Source organism: Mameliella sp. CS4, assembly GCF_019392335.1.
Lineage (GTDB): Bacteria > Pseudomonadota > Alphaproteobacteria > Rhodobacterales > Rhodobacteraceae > Antarctobacter.
Genome location: NZ_JAHXRQ010000012.1, coordinates 111,048 through 137,662, shown reverse-complemented (window position 1 = coordinate 137,662; position 26,615 = coordinate 111,048). Strand labels below are relative to the sequence as shown.

The 26,615-nt window shown below is 65.3% G+C and carries 23 protein-coding genes and 1 pseudogene; 12 read left to right on the top strand and 12 right to left on the bottom strand.

The features are described from left to right. Positions 1-5: 5 nt before the first annotated feature. The 7 genes from bamA to frr form a co-directional block, all read right to left on the bottom strand. A complete protein-coding gene (bamA, locus tag KZZ07_RS15585) occupies positions 6-2,381 on the bottom strand; it encodes an outer membrane protein assembly factor BamA (RefSeq protein WP_219515551.1) in 2,376 nt (791 codons plus the stop codon). A gap of 103 nt (positions 2,382-2,484) precedes the next feature. Beyond that, positions 2,485-2,616 (bottom strand): hypothetical protein, encoded by a 132-nt coding sequence (locus KZZ07_RS27740; RefSeq protein WP_255564378.1) that lies wholly within the window; start codon positions 2,614-2,616, stop codon positions 2,485-2,487. Positions 2,617-2,714: 98 nt separating this feature from the next. Then, the gene (gene rseP, locus KZZ07_RS15580) at positions 2,715-4,055 is read right to left on the bottom strand and encodes an RIP metalloprotease RseP (RefSeq protein ID WP_219515549.1); all 1,341 of its coding nucleotides are present in this window, start codon (positions 4,053-4,055) and stop codon (positions 2,715-2,717) included. Positions 4,056-4,075: 20 nt separating this feature from the next. Beyond that, positions 4,076-5,254, bottom strand: a complete 1,179-nt coding sequence (dxr, locus tag KZZ07_RS15575; RefSeq protein ID WP_219515547.1) for a 1-deoxy-D-xylulose-5-phosphate reductoisomerase — start codon at positions 5,252-5,254, stop codon at positions 4,076-4,078. Beyond that, positions 5,251-6,036, bottom strand: a complete 786-nt coding sequence (locus tag KZZ07_RS15570) for a phosphatidate cytidylyltransferase (RefSeq protein ID WP_219515544.1) — start codon at positions 6,034-6,036, stop codon at positions 5,251-5,253. Before KZZ07_RS15570 ends, dxr begins: the two co-directional genes overlap by 4 nt. Beyond that, entirely contained in the window at positions 6,033-6,758 is a 726-nt protein-coding gene (gene uppS / locus KZZ07_RS15565) for a polyprenyl diphosphate synthase (RefSeq protein WP_219515542.1), read from the bottom strand. The genes KZZ07_RS15570 and uppS overlap by 4 nt, the downstream gene beginning before the upstream one ends. A gap of 338 nt (positions 6,759-7,096) precedes the next feature. Then, positions 7,097-7,660, bottom strand: a complete 564-nt coding sequence (gene frr / locus KZZ07_RS15560; RefSeq protein WP_219515540.1) for a ribosome recycling factor — start codon at positions 7,658-7,660, stop codon at positions 7,097-7,099. Between the two features lie 260 nt (positions 7,661-7,920). On the opposite strand from frr, the gene KZZ07_RS15555 reads away from it, so the two are divergent. Beyond that, a complete protein-coding gene (locus tag KZZ07_RS15555) occupies positions 7,921-8,883 on the top strand; it encodes a GlxA family transcriptional regulator (RefSeq protein ID WP_219515539.1) in 963 nt (320 codons plus the stop codon). Between the two features lie 4 nt (positions 8,884-8,887). Here the strand turns inward: KZZ07_RS15555 and pyrH are convergent, their stop codons facing one another. Beyond that, positions 8,888-9,664, bottom strand: coding sequence for a UMP kinase (pyrH, locus tag KZZ07_RS15550; protein WP_219515536.1), 777 nt, complete (start codon positions 9,662-9,664; stop codon positions 8,888-8,890). Between the two features lie 109 nt (positions 9,665-9,773). Between pyrH and miaA the strand changes: the two genes are divergently transcribed. The 6 genes and pseudogenes from miaA (at position 9,774) to KZZ07_RS15520 (ending at position 18,416) form a co-directional block, all read left to right on the top strand. Beyond that, complete coding sequence (gene miaA / locus KZZ07_RS15545; protein ID WP_219515533.1) at positions 9,774-10,679, top strand: tRNA (adenosine(37)-N6)-dimethylallyltransferase MiaA; 906 nt, start codon at positions 9,774-9,776, stop codon at positions 10,677-10,679. Next, positions 10,679-11,533, top strand: a complete 855-nt coding sequence (locus tag KZZ07_RS15540) for an AraC family transcriptional regulator (protein ID WP_219515531.1) — start codon at positions 10,679-10,681, stop codon at positions 11,531-11,533. Before miaA ends, KZZ07_RS15540 begins: the two co-directional genes overlap by 1 nt. Before the next feature lie 258 nt (positions 11,534-11,791). Beyond that, a pseudogene (locus KZZ07_RS15535) lies at positions 11,792-13,454 on the top strand (ABC transporter substrate-binding protein). A gap of 133 nt (positions 13,455-13,587) precedes the next feature. Continuing rightward, positions 13,588-14,763: an ABC transporter permease gene (locus KZZ07_RS15530; protein WP_219515530.1), complete on the top strand. Its 1,176-nt coding sequence runs from the start codon at positions 13,588-13,590 to the stop codon at positions 14,761-14,763. 10 nt (positions 14,764-14,773) lie between these two features. Further along, complete coding sequence (locus tag KZZ07_RS15525) at positions 14,774-16,225, top strand: ABC transporter permease (RefSeq protein ID WP_219515528.1); 1,452 nt, start codon at positions 14,774-14,776, stop codon at positions 16,223-16,225. A gap of 103 nt (positions 16,226-16,328) precedes the next feature. Continuing rightward, positions 16,329-18,416, top strand: a complete 2,088-nt coding sequence (locus KZZ07_RS15520; protein ID WP_219515526.1) for a dipeptide ABC transporter ATP-binding protein — start codon at positions 16,329-16,331, stop codon at positions 18,414-18,416. Positions 18,417-18,491: 75 nt separating this feature from the next. Here KZZ07_RS15520 and KZZ07_RS15515 read toward each other — a convergent pair whose 3' ends face one another. After that, positions 18,492-19,325, bottom strand: coding sequence for a hypothetical protein (locus KZZ07_RS15515; RefSeq protein ID WP_219515524.1), 834 nt, complete (start codon positions 19,323-19,325; stop codon positions 18,492-18,494). Between the two features lie 232 nt (positions 19,326-19,557). Next, the gene (locus tag KZZ07_RS15510; RefSeq protein ID WP_219515522.1) at positions 19,558-20,169 is read right to left on the bottom strand and encodes a lytic transglycosylase domain-containing protein; all 612 of its coding nucleotides are present in this window, start codon (positions 20,167-20,169) and stop codon (positions 19,558-19,560) included. 150 nt (positions 20,170-20,319) lie between these two features. Between KZZ07_RS15510 and ssb the strand changes: the two genes are divergently transcribed. Together ssb and KZZ07_RS15500 are read left to right on the top strand one after the other, a co-directional pair. After that, positions 20,320-20,850 (top strand): single-stranded DNA-binding protein, encoded by a 531-nt coding sequence (gene ssb, locus KZZ07_RS15505; protein WP_219515519.1) that lies wholly within the window; start codon positions 20,320-20,322, stop codon positions 20,848-20,850. A gap of 169 nt (positions 20,851-21,019) precedes the next feature. Continuing rightward, positions 21,020-22,081: a site-2 protease family protein gene (locus KZZ07_RS15500; RefSeq protein ID WP_219515517.1), complete on the top strand. Its 1,062-nt coding sequence runs from the start codon at positions 21,020-21,022 to the stop codon at positions 22,079-22,081. A gap of 6 nt (positions 22,082-22,087) precedes the next feature. Here the strand turns inward: KZZ07_RS15500 and aroB are convergent, their stop codons facing one another. Both aroB and KZZ07_RS15490 read right to left on the bottom strand, forming a co-directional pair. Next, positions 22,088-23,200 (bottom strand): 3-dehydroquinate synthase, encoded by a 1,113-nt coding sequence (gene aroB, locus KZZ07_RS15495; protein WP_219515515.1) that lies wholly within the window; start codon positions 23,198-23,200, stop codon positions 22,088-22,090. Then, the gene (locus tag KZZ07_RS15490; protein ID WP_219515513.1) at positions 23,197-23,769 is read right to left on the bottom strand and encodes a shikimate kinase; all 573 of its coding nucleotides are present in this window, start codon (positions 23,767-23,769) and stop codon (positions 23,197-23,199) included. Before KZZ07_RS15490 ends, aroB begins: the two co-directional genes overlap by 4 nt. A gap of 95 nt (positions 23,770-23,864) precedes the next feature. On the opposite strand from KZZ07_RS15490, the gene KZZ07_RS15485 reads away from it, so the two are divergent. From KZZ07_RS15485 to KZZ07_RS15475, 3 genes are read left to right on the top strand one after another with little or no spacing between them, the layout of a single operon-like run. Further along, a complete protein-coding gene (locus tag KZZ07_RS15485) occupies positions 23,865-24,014 on the top strand; it encodes a hypothetical protein (protein ID WP_162846261.1) in 150 nt (49 codons plus the stop codon). Next, positions 24,004-25,476 (top strand): hypothetical protein, encoded by a 1,473-nt coding sequence (locus KZZ07_RS15480; protein ID WP_219515512.1) that lies wholly within the window; start codon positions 24,004-24,006, stop codon positions 25,474-25,476. The genes KZZ07_RS15485 and KZZ07_RS15480 overlap by 11 nt, the downstream gene beginning before the upstream one ends. Then, complete coding sequence (locus KZZ07_RS15475) at positions 25,473-26,402, top strand: site-specific tyrosine recombinase XerD (protein WP_219515511.1); 930 nt, start codon at positions 25,473-25,475, stop codon at positions 26,400-26,402. Before KZZ07_RS15480 ends, KZZ07_RS15475 begins: the two co-directional genes overlap by 4 nt. The last annotated feature ends 213 nt before the right edge of the window (positions 26,403-26,615 follow it).

The window sequence follows — 26,615 nt, the reverse complement described above, 5'->3', positions numbered from 1 at the left end:
CTGCCTCAGAACTGGGTCGAGATCGTCAGGTTGAAGTTCTGCGGCTCATCCCACTTGGACTTCTGCAGCGCCTCGGTGAAGTTCAGCCGCAGCGGGCCGATCGCACTCTTCCAGAAGATCGAGAAACCGACCACATGCCGCGCGTCGAACCCCGTCGACACAACGGTATTCCCCGCGCCGACCTTGTTCTTGGTCGCGTCACTGAGGCCCCAGACAGAGCCGATGTCGTAGAAGAGGCCACCGGTGATTCCGTATTCCTCGGGCAGGCCCAGCGGGAATTCCGCCTCAAAGCGGGCCACCGCGTAGAAGTTGCCCCCAAGCGAGTCGTCGATCCCGCCCGGACCGATCTCGCGCGGGCCAATGCCGCCCGTGGTGAACCCGCGCATGACGTCAGGCCCCAGCAGGAAGCGGTCGGTCACACGGCTGTCGCCCTTGGTATAGTTCAGCGCGCCGCCTTCCAGCGTCGCACGCAGGGTGACTTCCTCGTTCCAGACCATTGTCTGGGCGATCGCCTTTGCGCTGGTCTTGACGAAGGTCGTGTCGCCGCCCAGCCCGGCAAAATCCTGTCCAAACTCGAACCGGTAGCGGGTGTTCGGGTCAAGCCCCTTGCGCTCGGTGTCGAAGATGTAGGTATAGCCCAGCGAGCTGTCGAAACGCTCACCCTCTGCGGCTTCGGCGGTCACAATGCCGCCAACACCGGCGTCCACGCTGGTGATTTCGCCGTAGTCCAGCGAATAGCGCAGCTGAAGGCGCGCCTGCTCTGCCACGGGGAATTCCAGGAAAGGCTGGAACACGCCGGTGGTCGTGTCGAAGACGGCGTTGTCGTTGTCGGTCTCAGTGTAGGCAAGGGTGAAGCCCAGAGAGAGATCACGGCCAAAGAGCCCGGGCTCGACAAACCGCAGCCCGTATTGCTGGGTATCTGCGGCGGTGTTGATCCGGAAGCTGAAGGCCTGGCCGCGCCCCAGGAAGTTGCGCTCGGAAAAGCTGAAGGCCGCGCCAAAGCCGTTCTGTGTCGAGTAGGAGCCACCGAAGCTGATGGAGCCGGTCGGTTTTTCCTCGACGTCCACGTCGATGATCACCTGCTGCGGGCTGGAGCCTTCGCGGGCATCGACATCGGCCTTGTTGAAGAAGCCGAGCGCGCGGATGCGTTCCGCGCTTTCGCGGATCGCACGCGGGTTGAACGGGTCGCCTTCGACCACCTCGAACTGGCGGCGGATCACGCGGTCAAGCGTGGTGCTGTTGCCCTCGATGTCGATGCGCTCGATGAAGATGCGTTCGCCGCGCACGAGGCGGAAATCGACATCCAGCGACAGGTCACGATCATTGCGGGTGACCCGCGGCTCGACCCGCACGAAGTTGAGCCCGAGGTTCACCGCCAGCTTTTCAAGCCGGGCGATCTCGTTCTCGACCAGGGTCGGCGAATAGACCTTGCCCTTGCGCAGGCGCAGCTTGCTGCTGAACGTCTCGGCATCGACGTCGGACAGGTCAGAGGTGACGGTCACCTCGCCGACCTTGAACTGTTGCCCTTCCTCGACATTGATCGTCACGAAATAGGCATCGCGTTCCTGGCTCAGCTCGGCGTTCACGCCGGTGATGCGGAAATCGACGTAGCCGCGCGAAGCGTAGAAGTCGCGCAGCAACTGCTTGTCGAATTCCAGACGGTCCTCGATGAAGGTGTCCTTGCGGATCACGGCGCGCAGCAATCCGGCCTGCTTCGTCTCAAGCACGCGGCGCAGGCGGCGGTCGGAATACTTGCCGTTGCCGACAAAACCGATGCGCTCGACCTCGGCGACACCGCCTTCGAAGACTTCGAAGACCAGGTCGACACGGTTGTCGCTGCGACGGATGACCTTGGGGCTCACGCGGGCGGCAAGGCGGCCCTGCACTTCGTAGGCACGGCTGACCGCAAGGGCGTCGGCCTCTGCCACGCGGGGGCTGAAGACGCGGCGCGACTGGGACTGGATCGCCTGCGCCAGGTCCTCGTCCTTGATGCGGCGGTTGCCCTCGAAGGTGATGCGGTTGATCGTGGGATATTCGACAACGCGGATGGTCAGGCGCGATCCCTGCGGGACAATCTCGACGGTCTCGAACAGACCGGAGCCGAGGATACGCTGGTAGGCGTCGTTGAGTTCGGCGGCGGAAACCCGCTGTCCGCGTGCGATTCCGGCGTAAGAGAGGATCGTGCCCGGTTCGACCCGGCGGTTGCCCTCGATGTTGACCGAGTTGAAGACATAGCTCTGGGCGTAGGCGACCTGGGGCATTGTGGCGACCCCAGCCCCCATTGCCACGGCAAAACTCAGGCACACCGCCCGAGTCGCGTTGGCAACCTGATAACCCCTTGCAAGACCCGGCGCTTTACGCGCGGAAATGACCTTTGCCATTTTCGCAATCCACTTTGACATCCCGGAGTCGTGAGTATCGGGAATGCCCGTACTTGTCAAAAGCTCGGGGTCGCGAATTTGAGCAACTGTCGCCCGTCAGCGACTAGTGCAGGACGGACCCCAGCCAGCCCCCGAAAAACAAGGCGAAGACGATGGTGCAGATATACAGCAAACGGTCCCAGTTGATGGTCACCAGCAGGCTCATGCTTCGGTATCCGGCTTGGATCGCGGTCATGGAATCGGTCCTCGGTTGCGTGTGCGGGCACAGCACTACCGGGTGATTCAGGCAGGAGTTGGGCAAACCCCTGCCAGGAATGTGTCAGGCGCCTGCCCTCAGGGGCAGAAAAGGTCGTTCGACAGGGCAAAGACCATGAGTCCCAGCACCAGCGTCAGGCCGATCGACATCAGCACCTTGAGCGCGCGGTCGCTGGGCGGACGGCCGGCCACGGCCTCATAGGCGAAAAACACCAGGTGGCCCCCATCCAGCACCGGCACCGGGAAGAGGTTCAGCAAGCCAACCGCAGTGCTGAGCACGGCGATGAACCAGATGAAATTCGCAGTGCCCTGGCTGGCCATGTCGCCGCTGGTCTCGGCGATGCCGATGGGCCCCGACAGGTTGCAGGTGCTGATCGCACCCGTGGCCATGTGCCACAGACCGGAAAGCGAGCCTTCGACGATCCGGCCGACCTGTGCCACACCGCCTGTCAGCGCACTGCCGAAACCGGCCGCCTCCGTCGCCGGCTCAAAGGCCACGCCGCCCACGATCCCGATCCGGTAGAAGGTTTGGAACCCGCCATCGGGCTGCGGTTCGTCTACCCGGCGCGGGGTCATTTCCTTGTCCAGGATCTCACCATCGCGCCAGACCGTCAGTTGCAGCGTCGCCCCTTCAGAGCCTTCGACCCGCTCTTTCAGCTCTGCAAAGGCATAGATCGGCGTGCCATCGACCTCGGTGATCACGTCCCCTGCCCTGAGCCCTGCATCGCTGGCGGCGGATCGCGGGGCGATCTGGGTGGCCAGCGGCGGATAGGTATAGGGGCCGGCGACGGTCATCTCGCGCCCGTCACGGCGCACGGTGTAATCCAGCTGTTCTTCCTGCGGCAGCGCGTCGAAATAGGCGCCCATCGTGCCATCAGCGGAATCGGGCAGCGGCGCGCCCTCGATGGCAAGGATCGTGTCGCCGGGCTGCAGTTGCTGTTCGACCGGCAGCGGGCGCAGCTCGCCCACCGTCAGCGGTTCCATGATCTCGCCCCGGAACATCAGGACCCCGGCAAAAATCGCGATGGAGAGGACGAAGTTGAAGATCGGACCGGCGGCCACCGTGGCGGCGCGCGCCCAGAGCGGAGCCCCGGCCATGGTCGAACGCATTTCCGCCTCGTCCAGCCCCTCTATCGCGTCCTCGTCGACCCCGCCCGAGGCATTGGCATCGCCGCGGAATTTCACGTAGCCGCCGAAAGGGATCGCCGCCAATTGCCAGACGGTGCCGTCGCGGTCGACCCGCGACCAGAGTACCGGACCGAAGCCGAGGGAAAACACCTCGGGGAAAATGCCGGTCTTCTTGCCGACGATGAAATGGCCGTATTCATGTACCGCGATGATCACCGACAGCGCGACCACGAAAAAGATCACGGTCCAAAGGGCGCCGCCAAACTGCGGGATCAAGGTCGTCAGGTCCAAACTGCCACTCCACTCAATGTTTAGCCTTGCATCACCGCAAGGGCCTCTTCCCGTGCGAGATGGTCTGCTTCGCTGACCTTATCAAGAGTAATACCGGCAGCATTGTGACCCGCCTGCGACGAAAGCCGGGAGAGAACCTCTTCGACGACGCCCGCCATGCGGGTGAAGGGAATGCGCCCCTCGATGAACCCGTCCAGCGCGGTTTCCTTGGCGGCGTTGAACACAGCGCCCATGAGGCCCCCCGCCTGCATCACCTCGCGGGCCAGCCGCAGCGCGGGCCAGCGCGTCTCGCACGGCGCACGGAAGGTCAGTTGCCCCAGCTTGACAAGATCCAGACGCTCGACCGGCAGCGCCTTGCGCGTCGGATGGTTGAGGGCAAACCCGATGGCATGGCGCATGTCCGGCGGGCCGACATGCGCCATCAGCGCCCCGTCGTTGAAACCGACAAGCGCGTGAATCATCGATTCCGGGTGCACAACGGTTTCGATCTTTTCAGGATCGAGACCGAAAAACTCCCGCGTTTCAATCAGTTCCAGCGCCTTGTTGAACATCGACGCGCTGTCGATGGTGATCCTTTGCCCCATCGCCCAGTTGGGGTGCGTGGCCGCCTGTTCCGGCGTCGCCCGCGCCAGGTCCTCCAGCGGCCAGTCGCGGAAGGCCCCGCCCGAGGCGGTGATGATCACCCGTTCGACCGCGTCCAGATCCTCACCGATCAGGGCCTGGAAGACGGCGGAATGTTCGCTGTCCACCGGCAGCAGTTGCGCGGCGTTTTCCCGCGCCGTGCGCAGCATCAAGGGACCGGCGCAGACCATGCTTTCCTTGTTGGCCAGCGCCAGCGTCGCCCCCTGTTCCAGCGCGCGCAGCCCCGGTTCCAGTCCCGCGGCGCCGACGATGGCGGACATGACCCAGTCGGCGGGACGTGTCGCCGCCTCTATCAGCGCACACCGGCCCGCCGCCGCCTCGACGCCGGCCCCCGCAAGTGCCGTGCGCAGATCCTCCAGCCGGTCCTCATGCGCGGTCACAGCGACCTGAGCACCAAGCATCCGCGCATCGCGGGCCAGTTGCGCCACGTTGGCGCCCCCGGTCAGGGCCACCACCTCGAACGCATCCCGGTCACGTGCAATCAGGTCGATGGTATTCTGGCCAATCGACCCGGTCGCGCCAAAGATGGACACCCTGCGCCTGTCGCCCACGGTCATAGCGCCCCCGGAAACCCTGCGACCTGGCCTGCGATCACGATAAAGACCGCCGCGCCCAGCATCCCGTCGAACCGGTCCATCAACCCACCGTGCCCGGGCAGCAGGTTCGAGCTGTCCTTGACACCGGCGCGCCGCTTGATCGCACTTTCGGCGATGTCCCCGATCTGCGAGGCCATGCTGACCGCGACCGAGACACCGATCAAGCCCATGCCCGCCTGTGTCATCCCGGCAAAGATCAGCCCAACCACCGCCGCCCCGGCCCAGCCCGCAGCCGTGCCCGACCAGGTCTTGGACGGGCTGACGCGGGGCCAGAACTTGGGCCCGCCAAAGGTGCGACCGGCGAAATAGCCCGCCACATCCGTCACCACCACGACCACCATCAGCCAGAGCATCCAGACCAGGCCGAATTCGTCGCGCAGGTCCATCATCGCGTAACCCGCCAAAAGGATCAGCGCGGTAAAGACCGCATAGGTCACGCCGCCATGTTCCATTCGCGAAAAGCCCAACATCGAGGGCAGCATCAGCAGCGGCAGCGCAAAGGCAGGCGGCAGCTCGATGGCCACAAGGGCAACCACAAAGGCGGCAGAGGCCAGGATGTTCCGGCTGCGTGTCCGCCCGCGATCACACAGGTGCACAAGTTCCCAGACCATGCCGCCGCAGATCGCCGCGATCAGCAGGTGAAACCAGATCCCGCCCAACCAGACCGCGGCGGCCCCGATGGCAATCATCGCCGCTGCGGAGAGCAGCCGCGGTGCAAGATCGTCCCAGCGCGGCTTGCTCATGCCTTTACGGCACCGTATCGCCGGTCGCGCCCGCCAAAGGCGGCGCAGAGGCGGCCCAGTTCCTCGGGCGTGAAATCCGGCCAGAGCGTGTCGATGAATTCATACTCGGCATAGGCCGACTGCCAGAGCAGAAAGTTGGAGATCCGCGCCTCTCCGCTGGTGCGCACCACAAGGTCGGGATCGGGCAGGAAACAGGTGTCCAGATAGCGCGGCAGGGTTTCCACGTCGATCTCTGCCGGATCCAGCTTGCCCTCCTTCACGTCCATCGCCAGGCGTTGCGCGGCGCGCGCCACCTCGTCCCGCCCGCCGTAGTTCAGCGCGATGGTCAGGTTGACGCCGGTGCAATGCTTGGTGAAATCCTCGGCCTCGTCCATCAGCGCGCGCAGCTTGGCGTCCAGCCGGGGTCGGTCACCGATAAAGCGCACGCGGACGTTTTCCTTCACGAAGGCCTGCATCTCTTTCATGATGTAGCGCCGGAAAAGGCTCATCAGCCCGGCCACCTCAACCTGGGTGCGTTTCCAGTTCTCTGTCGAGAAGGCAAAGATGGTCAGGTATTTCACGCCGTAGTCCGGGCAGGCCTCGACCACCTCGCGCACGCGGCGGGCGCCGGCGTGATGGCCGAACAGGCGCGGACGGCCCCGCATCGTCGCCCAACGGCCGTTGCCATCCATGATGATGGCCACGTGCCTGGGTCCCAGGGTCTCGAGCATCGGTCTGGCCATCAAATTCCCTTCCAAGGCGAAATGCGCGGTCTCACTCATAGATCATCCCGGCGGCCGATCCAAAGCAAACATATCGGCGGCTGACTAATCCAGTTTTGCGCGATGGAAAAGGCGCCACTGTGCCGAGGACAGGCCACAGGCAAGAGGATGCCGCCGGTGAGGCCGGGATTTCGGCGTGCCAGGCACCCGGTCATCCTCGCCGGCGGCGATGAGTGCCGCCGGGACCTGCGTAAGACCGGATCGCGCGCCGCAATAGACGGCGATCCTTCCGGGGCTCTGCCCTTTGACCGCCCGAAACCTCCACCGGAGGGTTCGCCTCGCTGCGCGAGGTGCGGCGATCAAACCTGCATGATTTCTTCCTGCTTGGTCTCCAGAGCCTCGTCGACCTTCTTGATGTAGGTGTCGGTCAGGTTCTGCACTTCCGTCTCCCAGATCCTCTGGTCGTCCTCGGACATGCCGTCGGCCTTGGCCTTCTTGATCTGGTCCATGCCGTCGCGGCGCAGGTTGCGGATCGACACGCGGGCATGTTCAGCATATTGCGCCGCCACCTTGGTCAGTTCCTTGCGGCGTTCCTCGTTCAGCTCGGGGATCGGCAGCATGATGATGGTGCCGTTCAGCTGCGGGTTGATGCCAAGGCCCGACTCGCGGATCGCCTTTTCGACCTTGCCGACCAGGCCCTTGTCCCAGACGTTGATCGTGACCATGCGCGGCTCGGGGACGTTGACGGTGCCGACTTGGTTGATCGGCGTCATCTGGCCATAGGCGTCGACCTGCACCGGCTCCAGCATCGAGGCCGAGGCGCGCCCGGTCCGCAACGAGGCGAATTCCGTGCGCAGGTTGGACATGGCGCCGTCCATGCGGCGCGTAAGATCGTCTGTATCGAGTTCGAAGTCTTCGGACATCGGAGGCCCCTCGTTGATGCAAGTGTGCTCGGGAAACACTGGTTAGCCTGACCTTTAGCGCAGATCAATCGGACTTGACCAGAGAGCGTGCAATGCCTGCGTCACCCCGGGGTCAGACCACAGCGACCCCGGCAAGGCCCCCATCGTCCCCAAGTGGACCGTTTTCGCGCAGCAAATGCCCGGAAGAGCGCAGGTCGGAAAACCCTTCCTTAACCCGACACATGGCAGAACCCTCGTCACAGCCCCAGGGAACACGCGACATGCACGTCTGTCTCATCCTCTTTCCCGGCTTCCCGATGCTGGCACTGTCGCTGGTGCGCGAGGTGCTGCGCCTTGCCAATGCAGGGGCCGGACAGCAACTGTTCAGTCTTTGCATCCGGACGGTCAGCGGCGCGGCAGTACCGGACCGGGACGGGACGCCGGTCCCCGGCGAGCTGCCGGACTGGCACGGCGCGCAGGGGTTCGACCTGGTGCTGCTCTGCGCGGGTGAGGCCCCGCTGGCCGCGCTTCCAATGGGGTTGCGCGCCTTTCTCCTGCGTGCGGAAGCCGCCGGGGCGACCCTGGGGGGGCTGGACACGGGTGGCACGATCCTGGCCCGTCTGGGGTTCCTCGATGGCCGCGAATCCGTCCTGCCCGACAGCGCCCGCGACGACCTGCCGGACATCATCCAGGGCATCGCGCTCAGCCCTGCGCCCTTTGCCCTCGACCGGCAGCGGCTGACCACGGCGGGCGGACTAGCGGCGGCGGATGCCCTGCTGGCCTGGATCGCGCGCGTGCAAGACCCCGCGCTGGCGGCTGCGACGGCAGAGGCGATGGCTCAGGGACGGGTTCGCGAGGCGGGCCGCTGTCAGCGCATGGCGATCACCGCCGATCCTTTGCTGGAACGGATGCAGTCCATCATGGCCGCCCGGATCGAGGCGCCGATCGCCGTCGAACGGGTCGCCTCGGAACTGGGACTCAGCCCCAAGCAGTTGCGGCTGCGCTGCCGCAAGGGCCTGAACCGGACCCCGGCGCAGGTCTACCTGGACCTGCGGCTGGCACGCGCGGAACACCTTGTCACGGGAACCGCCTTGTCCGTTTCGGAAATCGCCAAGGCCGCCGGTTTTGCTTCACCATCGGCGTTTACCCGCAGCTATCACGCCCGATTTGGCGCACCGCCGCGCAGGCCCCGGACGACCGGACAGAGGCACCCGGCGGGCGAACCCGCCGCGACACGGCATTGACCCCTCAGGCTGGCGACGGTCCCGGGATATCCGGTTGGGCCGAGTGTTTCTCGACCACCCTTGTGCAGGTCCCCTGCCCGGCCAGAATGCCCCGGAAACCGCCCGGTTCATCCAGCGAAAAGACGATGATCGGCATGTTGTTGTCGCGCGCCAGCGCGATGGCAGAGGCATCCATGACCTTGAGGTTCTTCGACAGGACCTCGTCAAAGGTCACTTCGTCATAGCGCTTGGCCTCGGGGTGCTGGCGCGGGTCCATGTCATAGACCCCGTCGGTGCCGTTCTTGCCCATGATGATGGCCTCGCAGGCCATTTCATTGGCCCGCAGCGCGGCGGCGGTATCTGTGGTGAAATAAGGGTTGCCGGTGCCGGCGGCAAAGATGCAGACCCGCTTTTTCTCTAGGTGGCGCACGGCGCGGCGACGAATATAGGGCTCGGCGACCTCGTCCATGCGGATGGCGCTGATGACCCGGGTGAAGACGCCCAGCCCCTCCAGCGCGGATTGCATCGCCAGCGCGTTCATCACCGTGGCCAGCATCCCCATGTAATCGGCGGTTGTCCGTTCCATCCCCTGCGCGCTGCCAGCCAGCCCGCGAAAGATGTTGCCGCCCCCGATCACCATGCAGATCTCGACGCCCAGCTCCTGGACGGCCTGCACTTCCTTGGCGATGCGCTGGACAGTTGGCGGGTGCAGGCCAAAGCCCTGGTCTCCCATGAGCGCCTCCCCCGAAATCTTGAGCATCACGCGTTTGAAAGTGGTTTGCGGGCTGCCGGCTTCGGTCATGTTGCGCTCCGTCGTGGCGGGGATATGATCGCGGGCATATGTGGCGGAAAACCGCTCGGGCTGCAATGGCCCAGCGGCACTGCCGGGCAGGACCGGGACAGGCAACCCAATGCGTGACAAATCGGCAATCGAGGCGTGCCTCGCGGCCTGCGTGCCGGATCGCCCCGTGCTGATCGCCGGTCCAACCGCCAGCGGAAAGTCCGCGCTGGCCCTGGCCATCGCCGAACGTCAGGGCGGACTCATCGTCAACGCCGACGCGATCCAGGTGTTTTCGGACTGGCGCGTGCTGACCGCACGCCCCTCGGCAGAGGACGAGGCCCGCGCGCCGCACGTCCTCTATGGGCATGTGCCGGGCGATCACGCCTATAGCGTGGGCGAATGGCTGCGCGAGGCGGCGAGATTTCTGAACGCGCCCGAACGGCCGATCTTTACCGGTGGCACCGGGCTTTACCTGACCGCGCTCACCGAAGGGCTCGCAGAGATCCCGCGCACACCGCCAGAGGTGCGCGCCGAAGGCGAGGCCTTGCTGGCCGACCACGGGTTGCAGGCCATGATCCAAGACCTGGACGCGGGAACAGCCGCGCGCATCGACCTGAACAACCCTGCCCGTGTCGCGCGGGCCTGGGAAGTGCTGCGCGCCACCGGGCGCGGCCTGTCCGACTGGCAGGCGGAAACACCGCCGCCGTTGTTGCCGCTCGACCAGGCCAGTGCCTTCGTCGTGGACGCCCCAAAAGACTGGCTGACACCGCGCATCGAGCGCCGTTTTGACCAGATGATCGATCAGGGCGCTCTGGACGAGGCGCGCGCAAACCGCCCCGGATGGACACCGGACCGCCCCTCCGCCAAGGCCATCGGCGCGGCGGAACTGATGGCTTATCTGGATGGGGAAATGACGCTCAAAGAGGCCACGGAGCGCGCCACCATCCTGACCCGGCAATTCGCCAAGCGCCAGCGCACCTGGTTTCGGGCCCGCATGGGCCGCTGGCAGGGCCTGTCAGCAAGGGAACTGGCCTGATGTCGCGCCCCGGCTTCCTGAAAAAGCCCATGCCCCCCGCCCCGCCGCGCCCAAAGGGCGAGGTGCGCAGCGGCTCTTACGCGTTGCAGGTGCAGGGCGCGCCGTGGAAATTCACCCTTCTTCACGACCGCACCGAGGATATGGTGCTATGGGTAACGCGTGGACAGGGCCGGGTCATCGTCAACGGCATCCTGCGGGGCATCTCGACCAATAACGCGCTGTTCCTGCCCGCGGGCACGCTGTTTTCCGTAGAGATGCAACAAGGCACACAGGCGCTTTTTGTGCAGAGTCCGGCGGGACTCAGCCCCTACATGCCGCATGCCCCCCTGCTGCTGCGGGTGCGCGACAGTCTCTCGCAGGCCGAACTGACCGGCACAATCGACGCGATGAACCGGGAAGCGTCCCAGAAGCGCCCGATGCTGCAAGAGGCGCTGGCCGCTCATGTCGGGCTGATCGCCGTCTGGCTGCATCGACAGGTGCAGGCCGGCGCCACCGACATACCGCCCGAAAGCGCCGCGCAGAGGCTTGTCCGGCGCTATGCCCAGGCCGTCACGCGAGACTTCCGCTTGCCCAAGGTCATGGGCCAGTACGCCGAGGCGCTGGACGTCACGCCGACCCATCTCAGCCGGGTTTGCCGGGGGTGCTGCGGAAAGACAGCCGCCGACATCCTGACCGAACGCAAGCTGCATGCCGCGCGGCTGGCCCTGGAAAGCCCGACGCCCGCAGTCAAGGAAGTGGCAAGGTCGCTGGGCTTTGCCTCGCCGGCCTATTTTACCCGCTTCATCCAGAGCCATACGGGCCACACGCCCTCGGCCCTGCGGGCCGCAACCCGGCGTCCTCCGGTCCGGGCCTGAGCCGGCTGCGTGCGACTCGGGGTCCCGGTGTCGTGACTTGCGCTTGGGGCCATGTCGCTTTTGAATAAGCCTCATGTCGGTATTTGACCTCAAAAGGACGATAGCGGGCGTTGACTAGGCAAGCCTTCTCGTGCGCAATGACGTGCAGCGTGGGGCCAGGACGCAGGGGAACACGGGACATCCCCCAACGACTTAAGGCCGACAGACCGGACCCCCGGCTGAACATAGAAATGTCACAGGGAGAAAAACATGACATCGATGGATAACCTGCAGCGGGTACACCCGGCTGCGAAGATGTACGCCAAGGAACTCAAGCAGGGCCTGCTGGACCGCCGTGAGTTCATGGCGCGCACCACCGCGCTGGGCCTGACCTCTGCGGCGGCCTACGCACTGGGCGGCCTGCAGCAGCCCGCGCAGGCGGCGGCCCACGCCCAACAAGGCGGTACGATCCGTTACCAGATGGAAGTTCGGGCGCTCAAGGATCCGCGCACCTACGACTGGACACAGATCGCGACCTTCACCTCGGGCTGGCTGGAATATCTCGTCGAGTACAACAACGACGGCTCGTTCGCACCCATGCTGCTGGAAAGCTGGGAAGCCAACGAGGACGCCACCGAATACACCCTGAAGGTCCGCCAGGGCGTGAAGTGGAACAACGGTGACGATTTCACCGCCGAGGACGTGGCCCGCAACATCGCGATGTGGTGCGAAAGCGAGGTCGAGGGCAACTCGATGGCGGCGCGCATGGGATCGCTGATCGACCCCGACACCAAGAAGGCCGCTGACGGCGCCATCGAGGTGATCGACAGCCACACCCTCAAGCTGAGCTGCTCGGCGCCCGACATCACGATCATTCCCGGTTTCGCCGACTACCCGGCGGCGATCGTGCACGCCAGCCACGACCCCAACAACATGCTCGCCAACCCGATCGGCACCGGCTACATGCTGCCGGAAAGCCACGAGGTCGGCGTCAAGGGCGTGCTCGTACGCAACGAGGACCACGACTGGTGGGGCTACGCGGCCGGCAAGGGCGGTTATATCGACCGGATCGAGTTCATCGACTACGGCCAGGACCCGGCGGCTTTCATCGCCGCCTTCGAAGCCGAAGAAATCGACATGAACTGGGAATCGGTGGGTGAATTCGTCGACATCTTTCGACAGCATCGGCCTGACCCGCTCCGAGATCCCCTCGGGCTTTACCATCGTGATCCGTCCGAACCAGCTGGCCGAGGACGCCGACGGCAACAAGATCTACGGGGACAAGCGCGTGCGCCAGGCCCTGGCGATGGCCGTCGACAACGAGGTTTGCCTGGAACTTGGCATGGCTGGCTACGGCATCGCCGCCGACAACTGCCACGTCGGCCCGATGCACCCCGAGTACGACCCCTCCGTCACCCGCATCCCGCATGATCCGGCGCGCGCGCTGGACCTCATCAAGGAAGCGGGCATGGAAGACTTCGTGCACGAGGTTCAGTCGATCGACGATGACTGGCGCCGCAACACCACGGCCGCGGTGGTCGCCCAGCTGAACGACGCAGGCATCCAGGCCACGCACACCGTGCTGCCGGGGTCGACGTTCTGGAACGACTGGACGAAATACCCGTTCTCGTCGACCAACTGGAACCACCGCCCGCTGGGCACGCAGGTCCTGGCGCTGGCCTATACCTCGGGTGCGGCCTGGAACGAGAGCGGCTTTGCCAACGCGGAATTCGACGCTCTGCTGGCCGAGGCGAACTCGATCGCCGATGCCGACAAGCGCCGCGAGGTGATGGGCAAGCTGCAGGCGATCATGATCGACGAAGGCGTGACCATCCAGCCGTACTGGCGGACCGCGATGCGCCACCACCGGGACAACCTGGTGGGTGTGGACAAGCACATCGCCGACCTGCCGCAGCTTTACAAGTTCGGCTTCAAGGCCTGACGGCAAACGCCCAGGCGGGCCGCGCGAGAGGATCGCGCGGCCCATTTTCGTCCCGGTCCGCGCGACACCAGCGGATCCAGCAGCCAAAAGAGGCCGGAAAACCACCGGTCCACAGCCACCAACGGGGGCATCAATGGGTCTTTTCATCCTCAGGCGTGTGGGGGTCATGCTTCTGACCGCTCTCTGCCTGACCTTCATCGTCTTCGTGATGACGAACCTCTATCCAAACCTGGAGAAACTCGCGAAATCCGAGGGCAACTTCCGGATGACCGATATCGAGGTCGCCACCTGGCTGTCGAACAACGGCTATCGTTCGCCGCTGGACGAACAGCTGCTGGCAGATCTGAAAGCGGGCCGCATCACCCAGGCGGAAGCCTCGGAACAGGTCAACGTTGGCTTTGATTCGCGCATCTTCCGCAACTACGCGGAATGGCTGGGGGTCGCCCCCGGCTGGACCGGCGAGGATCGTGACGGCAATGCGACCGGTCGCTGTATCCTGCCCGGCAGCGACCCGGCGGAAGCCTCGGCATTCTGCGGCATCCTGCAGGGGTATTGGGGCTGGTCGACCGTGGCCAAGGCGCCGGTCACCGAGGCGCTGGGCACGCGGATGGGCAACACGGGGTTCCTGATGCTCTGCGTTCTGCTCTTGATGGTGCCCTCGGCGCTGATCGTCGGTGTGCTGGCGGGCATGCGCGAAGGGTCCGGCCTGGACCGCTCGCTCTCGACCTTTTCGATCACGACCACGGCGACACCCGAATACGTCTCCGGCGTGATCTTCATCGCCTTGCTGGCCTCGTCCCGCAACGGCCTGGGTCCGCTCCTGAACGACTGGGGCTGGATCGAAGGCAAGACGCTCTTCAAGGGCACGGCCACCAGCGCGATGGAAAACCCGAACTTCGAGAATTTCTTTCTGCCGGTGCTGACCATCGCCCTTTACGGAATGGGGTACATCGCACGCATGACCCGGGCCTCGATGGCCGAGGTCATGACCGCGCAGTACATCCGGACCGCGCGCCTCAAGGGCGTGAGTTTCGGCAACATCGTGATGAAACACGCCCTGAGAAACGCGCTGATCGCGCCCTTTACGGTGATCATGCTGCAGTTCCCCTGGCTTCTGAACGGCGTCGTCATCGTCGAGACCCTGTTCCAGTACAAGGGTGTCGGCTGGGAACTGGTCCGCGCGGCGGGCAACAACGATATCGAGATGCTGCTGGCGATCTCGGTTGTTTCGGTCTTCGTGGTTCTCGTGACACAGCTGATCTCCGACATCGGCTATGTCTATCTGAACCCGCGGATCAGCGTGACCTGAGGAGGCCGACATGGAAGACCTTAGCTGGACCGGCGGCCTCGGAGCCGTCCTGAACCCGATCTTGGCCATCCTGGTGCCCGTCTTTGTGGTCGCCGTTGTTGCGAAGATCATACTTTCCTTCTTTGAGCCGGACACCGGCATCCAGACCAATCCGGACGGCACGATCATTGCCACCGGCGGCATCTGGGGGCTGTCGGCGAAACTCGTGAACTGGTTGGGCCTGGCGCTTTTGCTGGTGGTGCTGGCCTACCTCGTGGTGGGCGCCGCAATAGGCACCGGCGCCGGGATCCTCGGCGGTGTCAGCCGCCAGTTTCTGCCCGTCTGGATCGCCCTGGTCCTGACCTACGTTCTTTCGATCCATTTCAAGCGGAGCCTGGGCCTGTATGGCAAGCTCTTCGACTCGATGATCGGGATGATCGGTTTTGGCCTGGTGATGTTCTGGGTCTACACGGCGATCTTCTACGGCGTGTTCGACATGATCGCGACGCATGACCCGCTGAGCCAGGTCTCCGGCATGAAGAACAAGGTGCCGGGCACCCCCCTGCGCGGCGCCGAGGACAGCGACTTTCAGTGGTATCTCTTCGGCGGCGACAACCTCGCGCGCGACATCTTCAGCCGCGTCGTGGCGGGATCGACCATCGTGATCGCCATTGCGCCGCTGGCGACGCTCTTTGCCTTCATGGTGGGCATCACGCTGGGCCTGCCCGCCGGCTACTACGGCGGGCGCCTGGACACCACGCTGAGCTTTTTCGCCAACCTGATCCTCGCCTTTCCGGTGATCCTGCTGTTCTACCTGCTGGTGACGCCGGAAATCGTGAAAACGGGCCTGCCGCAAATCATGGCGCTGGTGCTGTTCCTGTTCCCGCTGATCTTCTCGGGTGTGCTGATCCATTCGCGCTACCGCACCCAGCCGCAGAAAAACTATCTTTACCTCGCGGTGGTGCTGATCCCGATGTTCCTGATCTATATGTCGCTGGTCAACAACCCCGACCCGACGGCCTCCAAGATCACCTTCTGGCCGCTCGATTTCTTCGACGTGCCGGGCGGCGTGTTGGTGGTCTTCGTCTCTGTCGTCTTCGTCAACTCTCCCACGGTGTTCCGCATCGTGCGCGGCCTGACGATGGACATCAAGACGCGCGACTATGTCGCCGCGGCGCAGACACGCGGGGAACGGCCCTGGTACATCATGCTGTGGGAGATCCTGCCCAACGCGCGCGGTCCGCTGATCGTCGATTTCTGCCTGCGCATCGGCTATACGACGATCCTTCTGGGGACCCTCGGCTTCTTCGGCCTGGGCCTGCCCCCGGAATCGCCTGACTGGGGCTCGACGATCAACGAGGGGCGTAAGCTGCTCTCGATCTACCTGCACCCGGCCCTGCCGCCCGCCTTGGCCTTGTTGTCGCTGGTTCTTGGTCTGAACCTGCTGGCCGACGGCCTGCGCGAGGAATCCCTGCGGGATTGAGGACTCGACGGACACCGGGGACCTTCCCCGGTGTCTTCCGGAATTTTCGGCCCAGGGAAACCGCAAGCGTTTCACGGGCTGCTCCGACAGGGAGAACAGACATATGACAGACGATTACGACGGGCCGATCCTCGAGATCGAGGACCTTTCAATTTCCTTCTTTACCCGGCTGCGTGAAATCCCCGCCGTGATGGATTTCTCGGTCAGGGTGCGACCGGGCGAGGCGGTCGGCCTCGTGGGGGAATCCGGCTGCGGCAAATCCACCGTGGCGCTGGGGGTCATGCAGGACCTCGGCAAGAACGGTCGCATTGTCGGCGGCTCGATCAAGTTCAAGGGGCGCAACCTGAACGAGATGAGCCAGGAAGAGCTGCGCGGCATCCGCGGCTCCGAGATCGCGATGATCTACCAGGAGCCGATGGCCAGCCTGAACCCGGCGATGAAGATCGCCAAGCAGCTGATGGAAGTGCCCATGATCCACAAGGGCGTTGGCCAGAAAGAGGCCTATGAGCGCGCCCTGCAGGTGGTGACGGACGTCAAGCTGCCTGACCCCAAACGCATCCTGGACAGCTATCCGCACCAGTTGTCGGGCGGACAGCAACAGAGGATCGTCATCGCACTGGCGCTGATGGCCGAACCGGCGTTGCTGATCCTGGACGAGCCAACCACCGCGCTGGACGTGACCGTCGAGGCGGCAGTGGTGCAACTGGTCAAGGAACTGGGCCAGAAATACGGCACGTCGATGCTGTTCATCTCGCACAACCTTGGCTTGGTGCTGGAAACCTGTGACCGGATCTGCGTGATGTATTCCGGCGAAGCGGTCGAGACCGGCAGCATCGAGGATGTCTTTGACAAGATGCAGCACCCCTACACACAGGCGCTGTTCCGCTCGATCCCGCTGCCCGGCGCGGACAAGAACGCGCGCCCGCTGGTGGCGATTCCGGGCAACTTTCCCCTGCCCCATGAACGCCCGCCAGGCTGCAACTTCGGCCCCCGTTGCGATTACTTCGAGGCCGGGCGCTGCGACGCGATGGACCGGATCCCGATGGAGGACATTCCCGGGGATGACCGGCACCGCTCACGCTGTCTTAAGTTCCAGGAGATCGACTGGAACGCGCCGCTGGTCAGCACCTCGACCAACGAAAAGTCCAAGCCCGGCAAGGTCGTGCTCAAGATGGACAACCTCAAGAAATACTACGAGGTGGCCGCCAATGCCCTGTTCGGAAGTTCCGGCGAGAAGAAGGTGGTCAAGGCCAACGAGACGCTGAGCTTCGAGGCCCGCGAGTCCGAGACGCTGGCCATCGTGGGCGAATCCGGCTGCGGCAAGTCGACCTTTGCCAAGGTACTGATGGGACTGGAAACCGCGACGGACGGGCAGATCCTGCTGGACAACCGCAACATCGAGAGCACGCCCATCGAAAAGCGCGATACGCAAACCGTGGCCGACGTGCAGATGGTGTTCCAGAACCCCTTCGATACGCTCAACCCCTCGATGACCGTCGGGCGGCAGATCATGCGGGCGTTGGAGATCTTCGATCACGGCAATTCCGACGAGGACCGTCGGCAGGAGATGCTGCGCCTGCTGGACCTGGTCAAGCTGCCGCGCGCCTTTGCCGACCGGATGCCGCGCCAGCTGTCCGGCGGTCAGAAACAGCGGGTCGGAATCGCGCGGGCCTTTGCGGGCGGGGCGCGGATCGTGGTGGCGGACGAACCCGTCTCGGCGCTGGACGTATCGGTTCAGGCGGCAGTCACGGACCTGCTGATGGAAATCCAGCGCGAACAGAAGACGACGCTGCTGTTCATCAGCCACGACCTGTCGATCGTGCGCTATCTCAGCGACCGGGTCATGGTGATGTACCTTGGTCATGTGGTCGAGCTGGGCACCACGGACCAGGTCTTTTCGCCGCCCTATCACCCCTACACCGAGGCGCTGCTTTCGGCGGTGCCCATCGCGGACACGCATGTGAAAAAGACCCACATCGTGCTGGAAGGCGACATTCCCTCGGCGATGAACCCGCCCTCGGGATGCCCGTTCCAGACGCGCTGCCGCTGGAAGGACAAGGTCCCGGGCGGGCTCTGCGACAAGGAAGTGCCGCCGGTGCGGGTGATGGCCGACGGCCATCAGATCAAGTGCCACCTCGCAGACAGCGAGTTCGACGCGATGGAACCGGTCATCAAGATCGCGGCGGAATGATCCTGGCTTGCTCCGGGCCCTGCGGCCCGGAGCAGGTTGCCTTCCGCGCAGGCCGGGGGCTACGGACGCCTTGCCCTACCCGACCAGGCGCCGCGCCTCCTGTTCGCCGCCATCCCGCGCCTTGCGGATATGGTAGGGCGAGATCGACGAGTGTTCGAGCAGCTCTCGCTGCTGTTTCAGCGTAATCGGGCGCAGGAAGAGAAAATCGGTGAAGAGCTCGTGGATGCCCCCGCCCTGCACCTGAAATTCCTCGCCCTCGATCCGAATCCTGACCGGGCCCGCGCCGCGCAACTGGGGCACGACGGCATCGAAGGCCTTGGCGCTGAGCGGATGAAAGCGGCACCCCCCCTTGCCCAAGGTGATCACCAGCCCCTCGACCAGCTTGTCTCCCACCTCAAGATCCGCGGCGATGCGACAGGCCTTGCGATTGTAGAGCAGCGCCATGATCCAGCGATAGCCCGTGTCGATCAGCACCAGCAAGGAAATGAACCCGATCATGAGAACGACAACCGCACCGGCGGCAAAGAGCTTTTCCTCCTGCGCGCGACGCTCGATCTCGGACCAGGCGCCGCGGGCCTTGGAAAAGACACCACCGTCACGCCCGCTTTGCATGCGCTGAAAAATGGACGCGCTGGATGTCATACAGGCCAGCGTGCTTTGCTGGTCCAGGTCGCGCAGCAGGGCCGACAGGCGCGCCGGGTTGTAATCGCCCCCATTGGCCAGTCTTTCGGCCTCGGCCAATACGTTGATGGCTACGGGGGCCACGCTGTCCAACCCGCTTTCCGTCAGGGCGTCGAGGATTCGCGCCTCTGACAGGCTGTCCAGCTGCGCCGCCAGCCGGGCGGTCATTGCCGGCGGCAGATCGGCGCTGTCTCCCGGCAGCACGGCAAGCGTGCGGGCCACGCCCATCAGATCACCGGGAACCTGGCATCCCTGCGCAAGGACCGCCGAAGAGGTCGCGAGCACAGACAAACCTAACCATACCAGCGCGACGCCACCGCGCCCCACGTCCAAGATCCACGCCAAGGGATGATACCCCATTCCACCGTTCCCGCCTTCAGAGCGACGACGGAATGCAGTCTGGCAGCAAAGACATAACCAAGGTTTAAGCCCTACCGTTTTCGGCAGGGCTATGCCTGGGTCATCCTCCGAAGATGATTTTCACGTAGTTGCGCGTTTCGCGATACGGTGGCACGCCCTTGTGCTTGGTCACGGCGCCGGGACCGGCGTTGTAGGCCGCCAAAGCCAAGCGCCAGCTGCCGAACGTCCGGAACTGCTGCTTGAGATACCGCGCCCCGCCTTCGAGGTTCTGCCGCGGATCATGCGGATCGACGCCCAGGCGCCGCGCGGTGTCCGGCATCAATTGCGCCAGACCGATCGCGCCCTTGTGCGATTTCGCCTTGGGATTGAAACGGGATTCCTGGTTCACCAGACGAAGGAACAGGTCCTCCGGAATGCCGTGCTTGCGCGCGGCGGCCCGCGCCATTTGCGCATATTCCCCGTTGTAGCGCCCGCGATAGACAGGCAGTTCGCCATCGGTGTCGGGCCCCCACTTGGTCGGCGTGACCACCTTGGGCGGCTGCAGGCGGATCGAGCTTTTGTACTGCTGCGCCGCACGGTTATCGAGCACCTTGGTCTGACTGGAAAAGATGTGAGATCGGTTCTTGGTCGACAGGACGTCGGCCCAGGCGCCTCCTGCAAGCACCCCCAAGGCAAGCCCCAATCCGGCCGTGCGAAAACCCGCGCGCAGCATGCCACTATCCCCCTAAATCAAAACTTCACGGTTGCGACTATACGCATTTTCAGCGATTTCGCCAGTGCCGCCGGGGCGCACCTTTCGCGTGGTTCCATGATGGGTGTAGTCTCGGCGGAACAGCGCCGATGAGATTCGAAGGGGAGATACATGGCCGGTTCCGTGAACAAGGTGATCCTGGTGGGCAACCTCGGGAGAGATCCCGAGACGCGCACCTTCCAGAACGGCGGCAAGGTCTGCAACCTGCGCATTGCCACCTCGGAAAACTGGAAGGATCGCAACACCGGCGAACGCCGCGAGCGGACCGAATGGCACTCGGTGGCCATTTTTTCGGAGCCTCTCGCCCGCATCGCCGAGCAATACCTGCGCAAGGGCTCCAAGGTTTATATCGAGGGCCAGCTGGAAACCCGCAAATGGCAGGACCAGAGCGGTCAGGATCGCTACTCGACAGAGGTCGTGCTGCGCCCCTACCGCAGTGAACTGACCCTGCTCGACAGCCGCAGCGAAGGCGGCGGCGGCGGGGGTGGCTTTGGCGGCGGATCCGGGGGCGGCGGTGGCTACGACGACCGTGGCGGCTACGACGATCCCGGCTATGGCGGTGGATCGGCTGGCGGCTCTGGCGGTGGGTCTGGCCCCGCGCGCGCGCCCTCGCGCGATATCGACGACGAAATCCCGTTCTGATGCAGACGGTCGGCCTGTCGGTCGGCCTTGCCAGACCTGGTCAGAGGGTCAAACGGCGCCTGCCCCTGCGGTAGGCGCCGTTTCCTTGCGCCCGTGACGTTGCGCGCGGTAGCGCCCCGCCGGATCAGGCCCTATCTCTGAATCGACCGACTGTCCGACAGGAGACGACATGACTTGGACCTTTCGCCTTGGGCACCTGCTTGGGTCCGAACTGCGCGTTCACGCGACCTTTTTCCTGCTTCTGGCCTGGGTGGCCGCGGCCGCCTGGGCGGATAGCGGCCCGGCCGCCGCGCTGGACAACACGCTGTTCATCCTGGCGCTGTTCGGCTGTGTGGTGGCCCATGAATACGGCCATGCGCTGATGGCGCGGCGCTACGGGATCAAGACACCGGACATCACCCTTTTGCCCATCGGCGGCATGGCCCGGATGGAAAAGATGCCGGAAAACCCTGCGCATGAGATCGCCGTGGCTCTGGCCGGTCCGGCGGTGAACGTGGTTATCTGGGGTGTGCTGATCGCCTTCGGGGCCTCGACGGAAATGGAAGCGCTGGCCGATCCGACGAACCCGCAGGATTTCCTGGGCCGGCTGGCGGCTGTGAACCTCTTCCTGGCAGTCTTCAACCTGATCCCCGCCTTCCCGATGGATGGCGGGCGGGTGCTGCGCGCGGCGCTGTCGATGGGCATGGACCGGGTGCGCGCCACCCGTATCGCCGCGACCGCCGGACAGGTCGCGGCCTTTCTCTTCGGCTTCCTCGGTCTCACCTCCGGCAACCTGATCCTGCTGTTGATCGCGCTCTTCATCTTTGTCGCTGCCCAGGCAGAGGCGCGGGACGTGGAAAGCCGCGACATGGCCGCTGGCCTGCACCTGCGCGACGCGGTCATCACCAGTTTTGAAAGCCTCTCGCCCTCGGACCCGATGCATGTGGCCGCCCAGACCCTGATCCGCACGACCCAGCATGAATTTCCCGTACTGCACGGCGATGGGCGGCTGGCCGGGTTCCTGACCCGTCAGGCGCTGTTCCGGGCGATGGCCGAAGGCCACAACACCCATCCCGTCGGCGAAGAGATGGAAGAGGTTCCCGCCCTGCCCCTGTCGGCGCCGCTGGCAAAGGCGATGGACGCCCTGCAGCAAGCGCCCGCCGTCGCGGCGACGGACCCGGGCGGGCATGTGGTGGGCTATGTCACCTCGGAAAACCTGGGCGAACTGATGGTGCTGCGCAGCCGGAAGTGATCAGGATCAGCGGGCGGCCAGCTGCTCTGCCAACAAGGTGCGAACCGTATCGCGCGGCACGTCCGAGGTCACGAAGGCCTCGCCGATGCCGCGTGCCAGGATAAACCGCAGCTGGCCATCCACCACCTTCTTGTCCTGCCCCATCAGCTCCAGCAGCGCCTCCGCATCCGGCAGGTCACCGGGAATATCGGCCAGGTCACAGCGCATTCCGCTGTCCTTCAGCAGCGCGCGGACCCGGCTGGGATCTTCCTGCGAACAGAGGCCAAGCCGCGCCGACAGCTCAAAGGCCAGGGCACAGCCAATCGCCACGCCCTCGCCATGAAGCAGGCGGTTGGAATAGCCGGTCGCCGCCTCCAGCGCGTGACAGAAGGTATGGCCAAGGTTCAAAAGCGCCCTGTCGCCCTGTTCCGTCTCGTCCCTGAGGACAATCTCGGCCTTCATCTCGACCGAGCGTTGCACCGCGTAGGCGCGCGCGGCGCGGTCGCCCCCGGCCACCTTGGCGCCATTTGTCTCCAGCCAGTCAAAGAACGCGGCATCCCCCAGCATCCCGTATTTCACCACCTCGCCGTATCCGGCGAGGAAATCGCGCGGCGTCAGGGTTTCAAGGACGCCGATGTCCGCCAGCACCAGCGCGGGTTGGTGAAAGGCGCCGATCAGGTTCTTGCCCTGCGGTGCGTTGATCCCGGTCTTGCCACCCACCGAACTGTCGACCTGTGCCAGGAGGCTGGTCGGGATCTGCACGAAGCGGACCCCCCGGCGCAACACGGCAGCGGCAAAGCCCACCAGGTCGCCGATCACGCCCCCGCCCAGGGCCACCACGATATCGCGCCGCTCGACCTTTTGTTCCAGCAGCCACTCCACGGTGCGGGTGAACTGCGGCCAGCCTTTCGTCGCTTCGCCCGGCGGCAGGGTCAGGGCCACGCTCTGGATCCCCTCCGCAGCCAGCGCGGCCTCCAGCGTGGCAAGATGCGCCGCGGCGACATTCTCGTCGCTGACAATTGCCACGCGAGGGCGTTTCAACAGCGGCGCGATCTCTGCTCCGGCACGGTCCAGCAGCCCGGCACCGATGCGCACCTCGTATTCGCGTCCCGGCAGCGGGACCTTCACCGTCTCGATCATTCCACCTTCTCCAGCACGTCCGGCCGGCTCTCCTGCAGCGCGGCGGACACCCGTCGCGCCATCTGGTCCAGCGACAAGCCGGGCGCCGAGGGCACCGCCACATCCGCCTGTGCGTAGACCGGCACCCTTGCCTCGTACAATTGCCGCAGCGTGTCCTTGGGATCGGGCGTGCGCAGCAGCGGGCGGGAGTCCTTGTGGCGCACCCTCTCCCACAGCAATTCCAGGTCCGCGTCCAGCCAGACAGAGACCCCCATGCGCGAGATCATCTGGCGGTTGTCAGCCGACAAGAAGGCCCCGCCCCCGGTCGACAAGACACCGGGCCTGCCTTCCAGCAGGCGTTCGATCACCTGGCTTTCCTTGCGGCGAAAGAAGGGCTCACCATCGCGCGCGAATATCTCGGCGATGGTCATGTTGGCGGCTTCTTCGATCTCGTGATCCGAATCGCGGAACATGACGCCAAGCTGTGCCGCCAGCGTCCGGCCCACCGCCGTCTTGCCTGCCCCCATCATGCCCACGAAGACAATTGTCTTGTGCAGGATCAATCCCTTGTGAACCGTGCCTTCGGCCATCCCTCGCCCATCGCTTAACCTGTTGCGTGAATGACGTGATCGCGACAAAAAGGCTAGGTATAAGTTGAAAAAAACGAGGCAGGGGGCGCGACCCAATGGGGCGGTTGATCAAATGGCTATTCTATCTTCTGGTCCTGGGGGCACTGGCGCTTGTCGCCTATGCCTATGTCGGACCCTTCTTCGGTGCGGATTTCAGCCCGCCCCAGTCCGAGCGGCGGTTGCCGGTGCAACTCGATGACGGCTGAGCCGGTCCGCCACCTGCCGCTGGCGCTGTGCGCCGCGCTTTTTCTGGCCGGGGCGGCCTCGGCCCAGGATGCCCCGGTCGCGCAGAACGCCAATCCGCCCCGGGTCGACGAGGCCCCGCTGTCCGCCCCCAACCCCGGAGCCGCCGGGCTGCTGTCACCGCGCCTGACCGGTCTGACCACGGATCTGTGGCGCGGGTCCGATCCCGCAACACTCCAAGGGTTGATCCAGGCCCTCGACCTGCCGGTGCCTGCGCTCCGCGCCCACATGCGGGTGATGATGCTCGCCGAAGCGGATCCGCCGGCGGATGATCGCGACCTGGCCCACCTGACCGCGCGCCTCACCTGGCTAGAGGACCAGGGCCTTGTCGAAGAGGCGCTGGCGCTGCTCGACATCACCGGGGTGCAGGACCCGCATCTCTTCGCGATCTGGTCCGACCTGGCCTTGCTGCTGGGCGAGTCCGCTCCGGTCTGCAGGGCGCTCTCGGCGCAGCCCCGCCTCAGTGACGACCTGTCCCTGCGGATCTTCTGCACCGCGCGCGATGGCGACTGGCGCCGCGCCGCGCTGGTCCTGCAAAGCGCCCAGACCCTGGGCGACATCCGCGGACGCCGGGCCGAGCTGCTGACCCGCTTCCTCGACCCCGAACTGGCCAGCGACGCACCGCTCTTGCCACCCGTACGCCCGACACCGCTGGAATTCCGCCTGTTCGAGGCGCTGGGAGAACCGCTGCCCACCGCGCCGCTGCCCCTGCCCTTCGCCGTCCTCGACCTTGGCGGCGACAATGGCTGGCGTGCCCAGATCCAGGCGGCCGAACGGCTGGCGCGGGCCGGCAGCCTGCCGGCCAACCGGCTTCTGGGCATCTACACCTTGCGCGAGCCCGCGGCCTCGGGCGGGGTCTGGGACCGGGTCGATGCACTGCAGGATTTCGAACGCGCGCTGAACCGCGGCACGCCGGGCGCGATCGCGCAGGATCTGGAACGGGTCTGGCCGCAAATGGCCTCGGGCCGCCTTCTTGTTCCCTTTGCGGACCTCTACGGCGAACGCCTGTCGCAGATTGCGCTCGACGGGCGCGCCGCCGGCATCGCCCGGCGCGCGGGCTTTCTGTCCCCGGCCTACGAGGCGCTGGCGCTGACCCTGACCGACAGCAGCCGCGAAACCCGTTTCCTGACCGCCATTGCCCGGGGCCTAGCCCCGGCAGAGATGGCCGACCTGCCCCATGCGCAGGCCGTGGCCGCCGGCTTCTCAGGCGCGGCCATGCCCCGCGCGCTCCGGACCCAGCTGGCCGAGGGCCGCCTGGGCGAGGTCATCCTGCGCGCGATGGTGCTTTTTTCCTCCGGGGCCGATGGCAACGGGCAGGATCTGACCGATGCCATTGCCAGCTTCCGCAGCCTGGGACTGGAGGATCTCGCCCGGCGCTCGGCGCTGGAACTGATGATCCTCGACGCGGAAAGGGCGCGCCGATGACACCCGCGCGCTGGGTGCCGCTGTTCCTCGAGGCGATGGCCGCCGAACGTGGTGCCGCGGCCAATACCCTGGCCGCCTATGACCGCGACCTGGCCCATGTGCAGGACTGGCTGACCGATACGGGACAGGACTTCGCCAGCGCGTCCGAGGATGACATCACGGCCTACCTCGTGCATTGCGACACTCAGGGCCTCTCCCGGGCCACCCGCGCCCGCCGTCTGTCCGCCGTGAAGCAACTTTACCGGTTCGCCTTCGAAGAAGGCCTGCGCCAGGACAACCCGGCGCTGCAGATCGCCGGCCCCGGCCGAGACAAGCGCCTGCCCAAGACGCTGTCGGTCGAAGAGGTCGACCGACTGCTTGAGGCGGCGCAGGCCCACGGGCGCAGTCCCGCGGACCGCAGCCGCAACGCCTGCCTGATGCAGGTGCTCTACGCCACGGGCATGCGGGTCAGCGAACTGGTCTCCTTGCCGCTGGCCGCGGCCCGGGGCGATCCGCGCATGCTGCTCATCCGCGGCAAAGGCGGCAAGGAACGCATGGTCCCGCTCTCTCCTCCCGCAAGGACGGCGCTGGCCGACTGGCTGGCCGCGCGCGAAGCACAGGAGGACCGCGCAAGGGCCCAGGGCAAGCCCGCCTCCACCTTCCTCTTTCCGTCCCGTGGCAAGGCGGGGCACCTGACGCGGCACGCCTTCTACATGCTGATCAAGGATTTCGCGGTCGAGGCCGGTGTCTCGCCGGAAAAGGTGACGCCACACACCCTGCGCCACGCCTTTGCCACGCATCTTTTGGCCAATGGTGCCGACCTTCGCGCCATCCAGACCCTGCTGGGCCACGCCGACGTGGCCACGACAGAGATCTACACCCATGTGCTCGAAGAGCGCCTGCGCGACCTGGTTCTGGATCATCACCCGCTCGCCCGCGACGACTGACGCAACGCCCAAACCGACCCCCAGCCTGTTCCCCGGAGCCCTCCGTCGCTTGAGGCCGATCAGAGCCGGGGCGCGGTGGAATGCAAGGGGCCGCAGGCCCGCCGACAGGCGGCTTGTCCTTGCATCCCACCGCGCCCTGGCTCAGGCCCTCAAAAAGCGAGGGAGGGGTCAGGGGATCAGGCGAGGCCTGTTCGCTGGTGACTCCCGAAGCGA

Excerpts from the sequence above, each read along its gene's own strand:
- KZZ07_RS15475 (WP_219515511.1), top strand. The coding sequence starts at position 25,473 with ATGACACCCGCGCGCTGGGTGCCGCTGTTCCTCGAGGCGATGGCCGCC.
- KZZ07_RS15525 (WP_219515528.1), top strand. The coding sequence starts at position 14,774 with ATGGAAGACCTTAGCTGGACCGGCGGCCTCGGAGCCGTCCTGAACCCG.
- ssb (WP_219515519.1), top strand. The coding sequence starts at position 20,320 with ATGGCCGGTTCCGTGAACAAGGTGATCCTGGTGGGCAACCTCGGGAGA.
- KZZ07_RS15490 (WP_219515513.1), bottom strand. The coding sequence starts at position 23,769 with ATGGCCGAAGGCACGGTTCACAAGGGATTGATCCTGCACAAGACAATT.
- miaA (WP_219515533.1), top strand. The coding sequence starts at position 9,774 with ATGCGTGACAAATCGGCAATCGAGGCGTGCCTCGCGGCCTGCGTGCCG.
- KZZ07_RS15500 (WP_219515517.1), top strand. The coding sequence starts at position 21,020 with ATGACTTGGACCTTTCGCCTTGGGCACCTGCTTGGGTCCGAACTGCGC.
- uppS (WP_219515542.1), bottom strand. The coding sequence starts at position 6,758 with ATGGCCAGACCGATGCTCGAGACCCTGGGACCCAGGCACGTGGCCATC.
- aroB (WP_219515515.1), bottom strand. The coding sequence starts at position 23,200 with ATGATCGAGACGGTGAAGGTCCCGCTGCCGGGACGCGAATACGAGGTG.
- KZZ07_RS15480 (WP_219515512.1), top strand. The coding sequence starts at position 24,004 with ATGACGGCTGAGCCGGTCCGCCACCTGCCGCTGGCGCTGTGCGCCGCG.
- KZZ07_RS15540 (WP_219515531.1), top strand. The coding sequence starts at position 10,679 with ATGTCGCGCCCCGGCTTCCTGAAAAAGCCCATGCCCCCCGCCCCGCCG.
- KZZ07_RS15510 (WP_219515522.1), bottom strand. The coding sequence starts at position 20,169 with ATGCTGCGCGCGGGTTTTCGCACGGCCGGATTGGGGCTTGCCTTGGGG.
- KZZ07_RS15530 (WP_219515530.1), top strand. The coding sequence starts at position 13,588 with ATGGGTCTTTTCATCCTCAGGCGTGTGGGGGTCATGCTTCTGACCGCT.
- KZZ07_RS15485 (WP_162846261.1), top strand. The coding sequence starts at position 23,865 with ATGGGGCGGTTGATCAAATGGCTATTCTATCTTCTGGTCCTGGGGGCA.
- KZZ07_RS27740 (WP_255564378.1), bottom strand. The coding sequence starts at position 2,616 with ATGACCGCGATCCAAGCCGGATACCGAAGCATGAGCCTGCTGGTGACC.
- KZZ07_RS15570 (WP_219515544.1), bottom strand. The coding sequence starts at position 6,036 with ATGAGCAAGCCGCGCTGGGACGATCTTGCACCGCGGCTGCTCTCCGCA.
- bamA (WP_219515551.1), bottom strand. The coding sequence starts at position 2,381 with ATGGCAAAGGTCATTTCCGCGCGTAAAGCGCCGGGTCTTGCAAGGGGT.
- KZZ07_RS15555 (WP_219515539.1), top strand. The coding sequence starts at position 7,921 with ATGCACGTCTGTCTCATCCTCTTTCCCGGCTTCCCGATGCTGGCACTG.
- dxr (WP_219515547.1), bottom strand. The coding sequence starts at position 5,254 with ATGACCGTGGGCGACAGGCGCAGGGTGTCCATCTTTGGCGCGACCGGG.
- pyrH (WP_219515536.1), bottom strand. The coding sequence starts at position 9,664 with ATGACCGAAGCCGGCAGCCCGCAAACCACTTTCAAACGCGTGATGCTC.
- frr (WP_219515540.1), bottom strand. The coding sequence starts at position 7,660 with ATGTCCGAAGACTTCGAACTCGATACAGACGATCTTACGCGCCGCATG.
- KZZ07_RS15520 (WP_219515526.1), top strand. The coding sequence starts at position 16,329 with ATGACAGACGATTACGACGGGCCGATCCTCGAGATCGAGGACCTTTCA.
- KZZ07_RS15515 (WP_219515524.1), bottom strand. The coding sequence starts at position 19,325 with ATGGGCGTGGCCCGCACGCTTGCCGTGCTGCCGGGAGACAGCGCCGAT.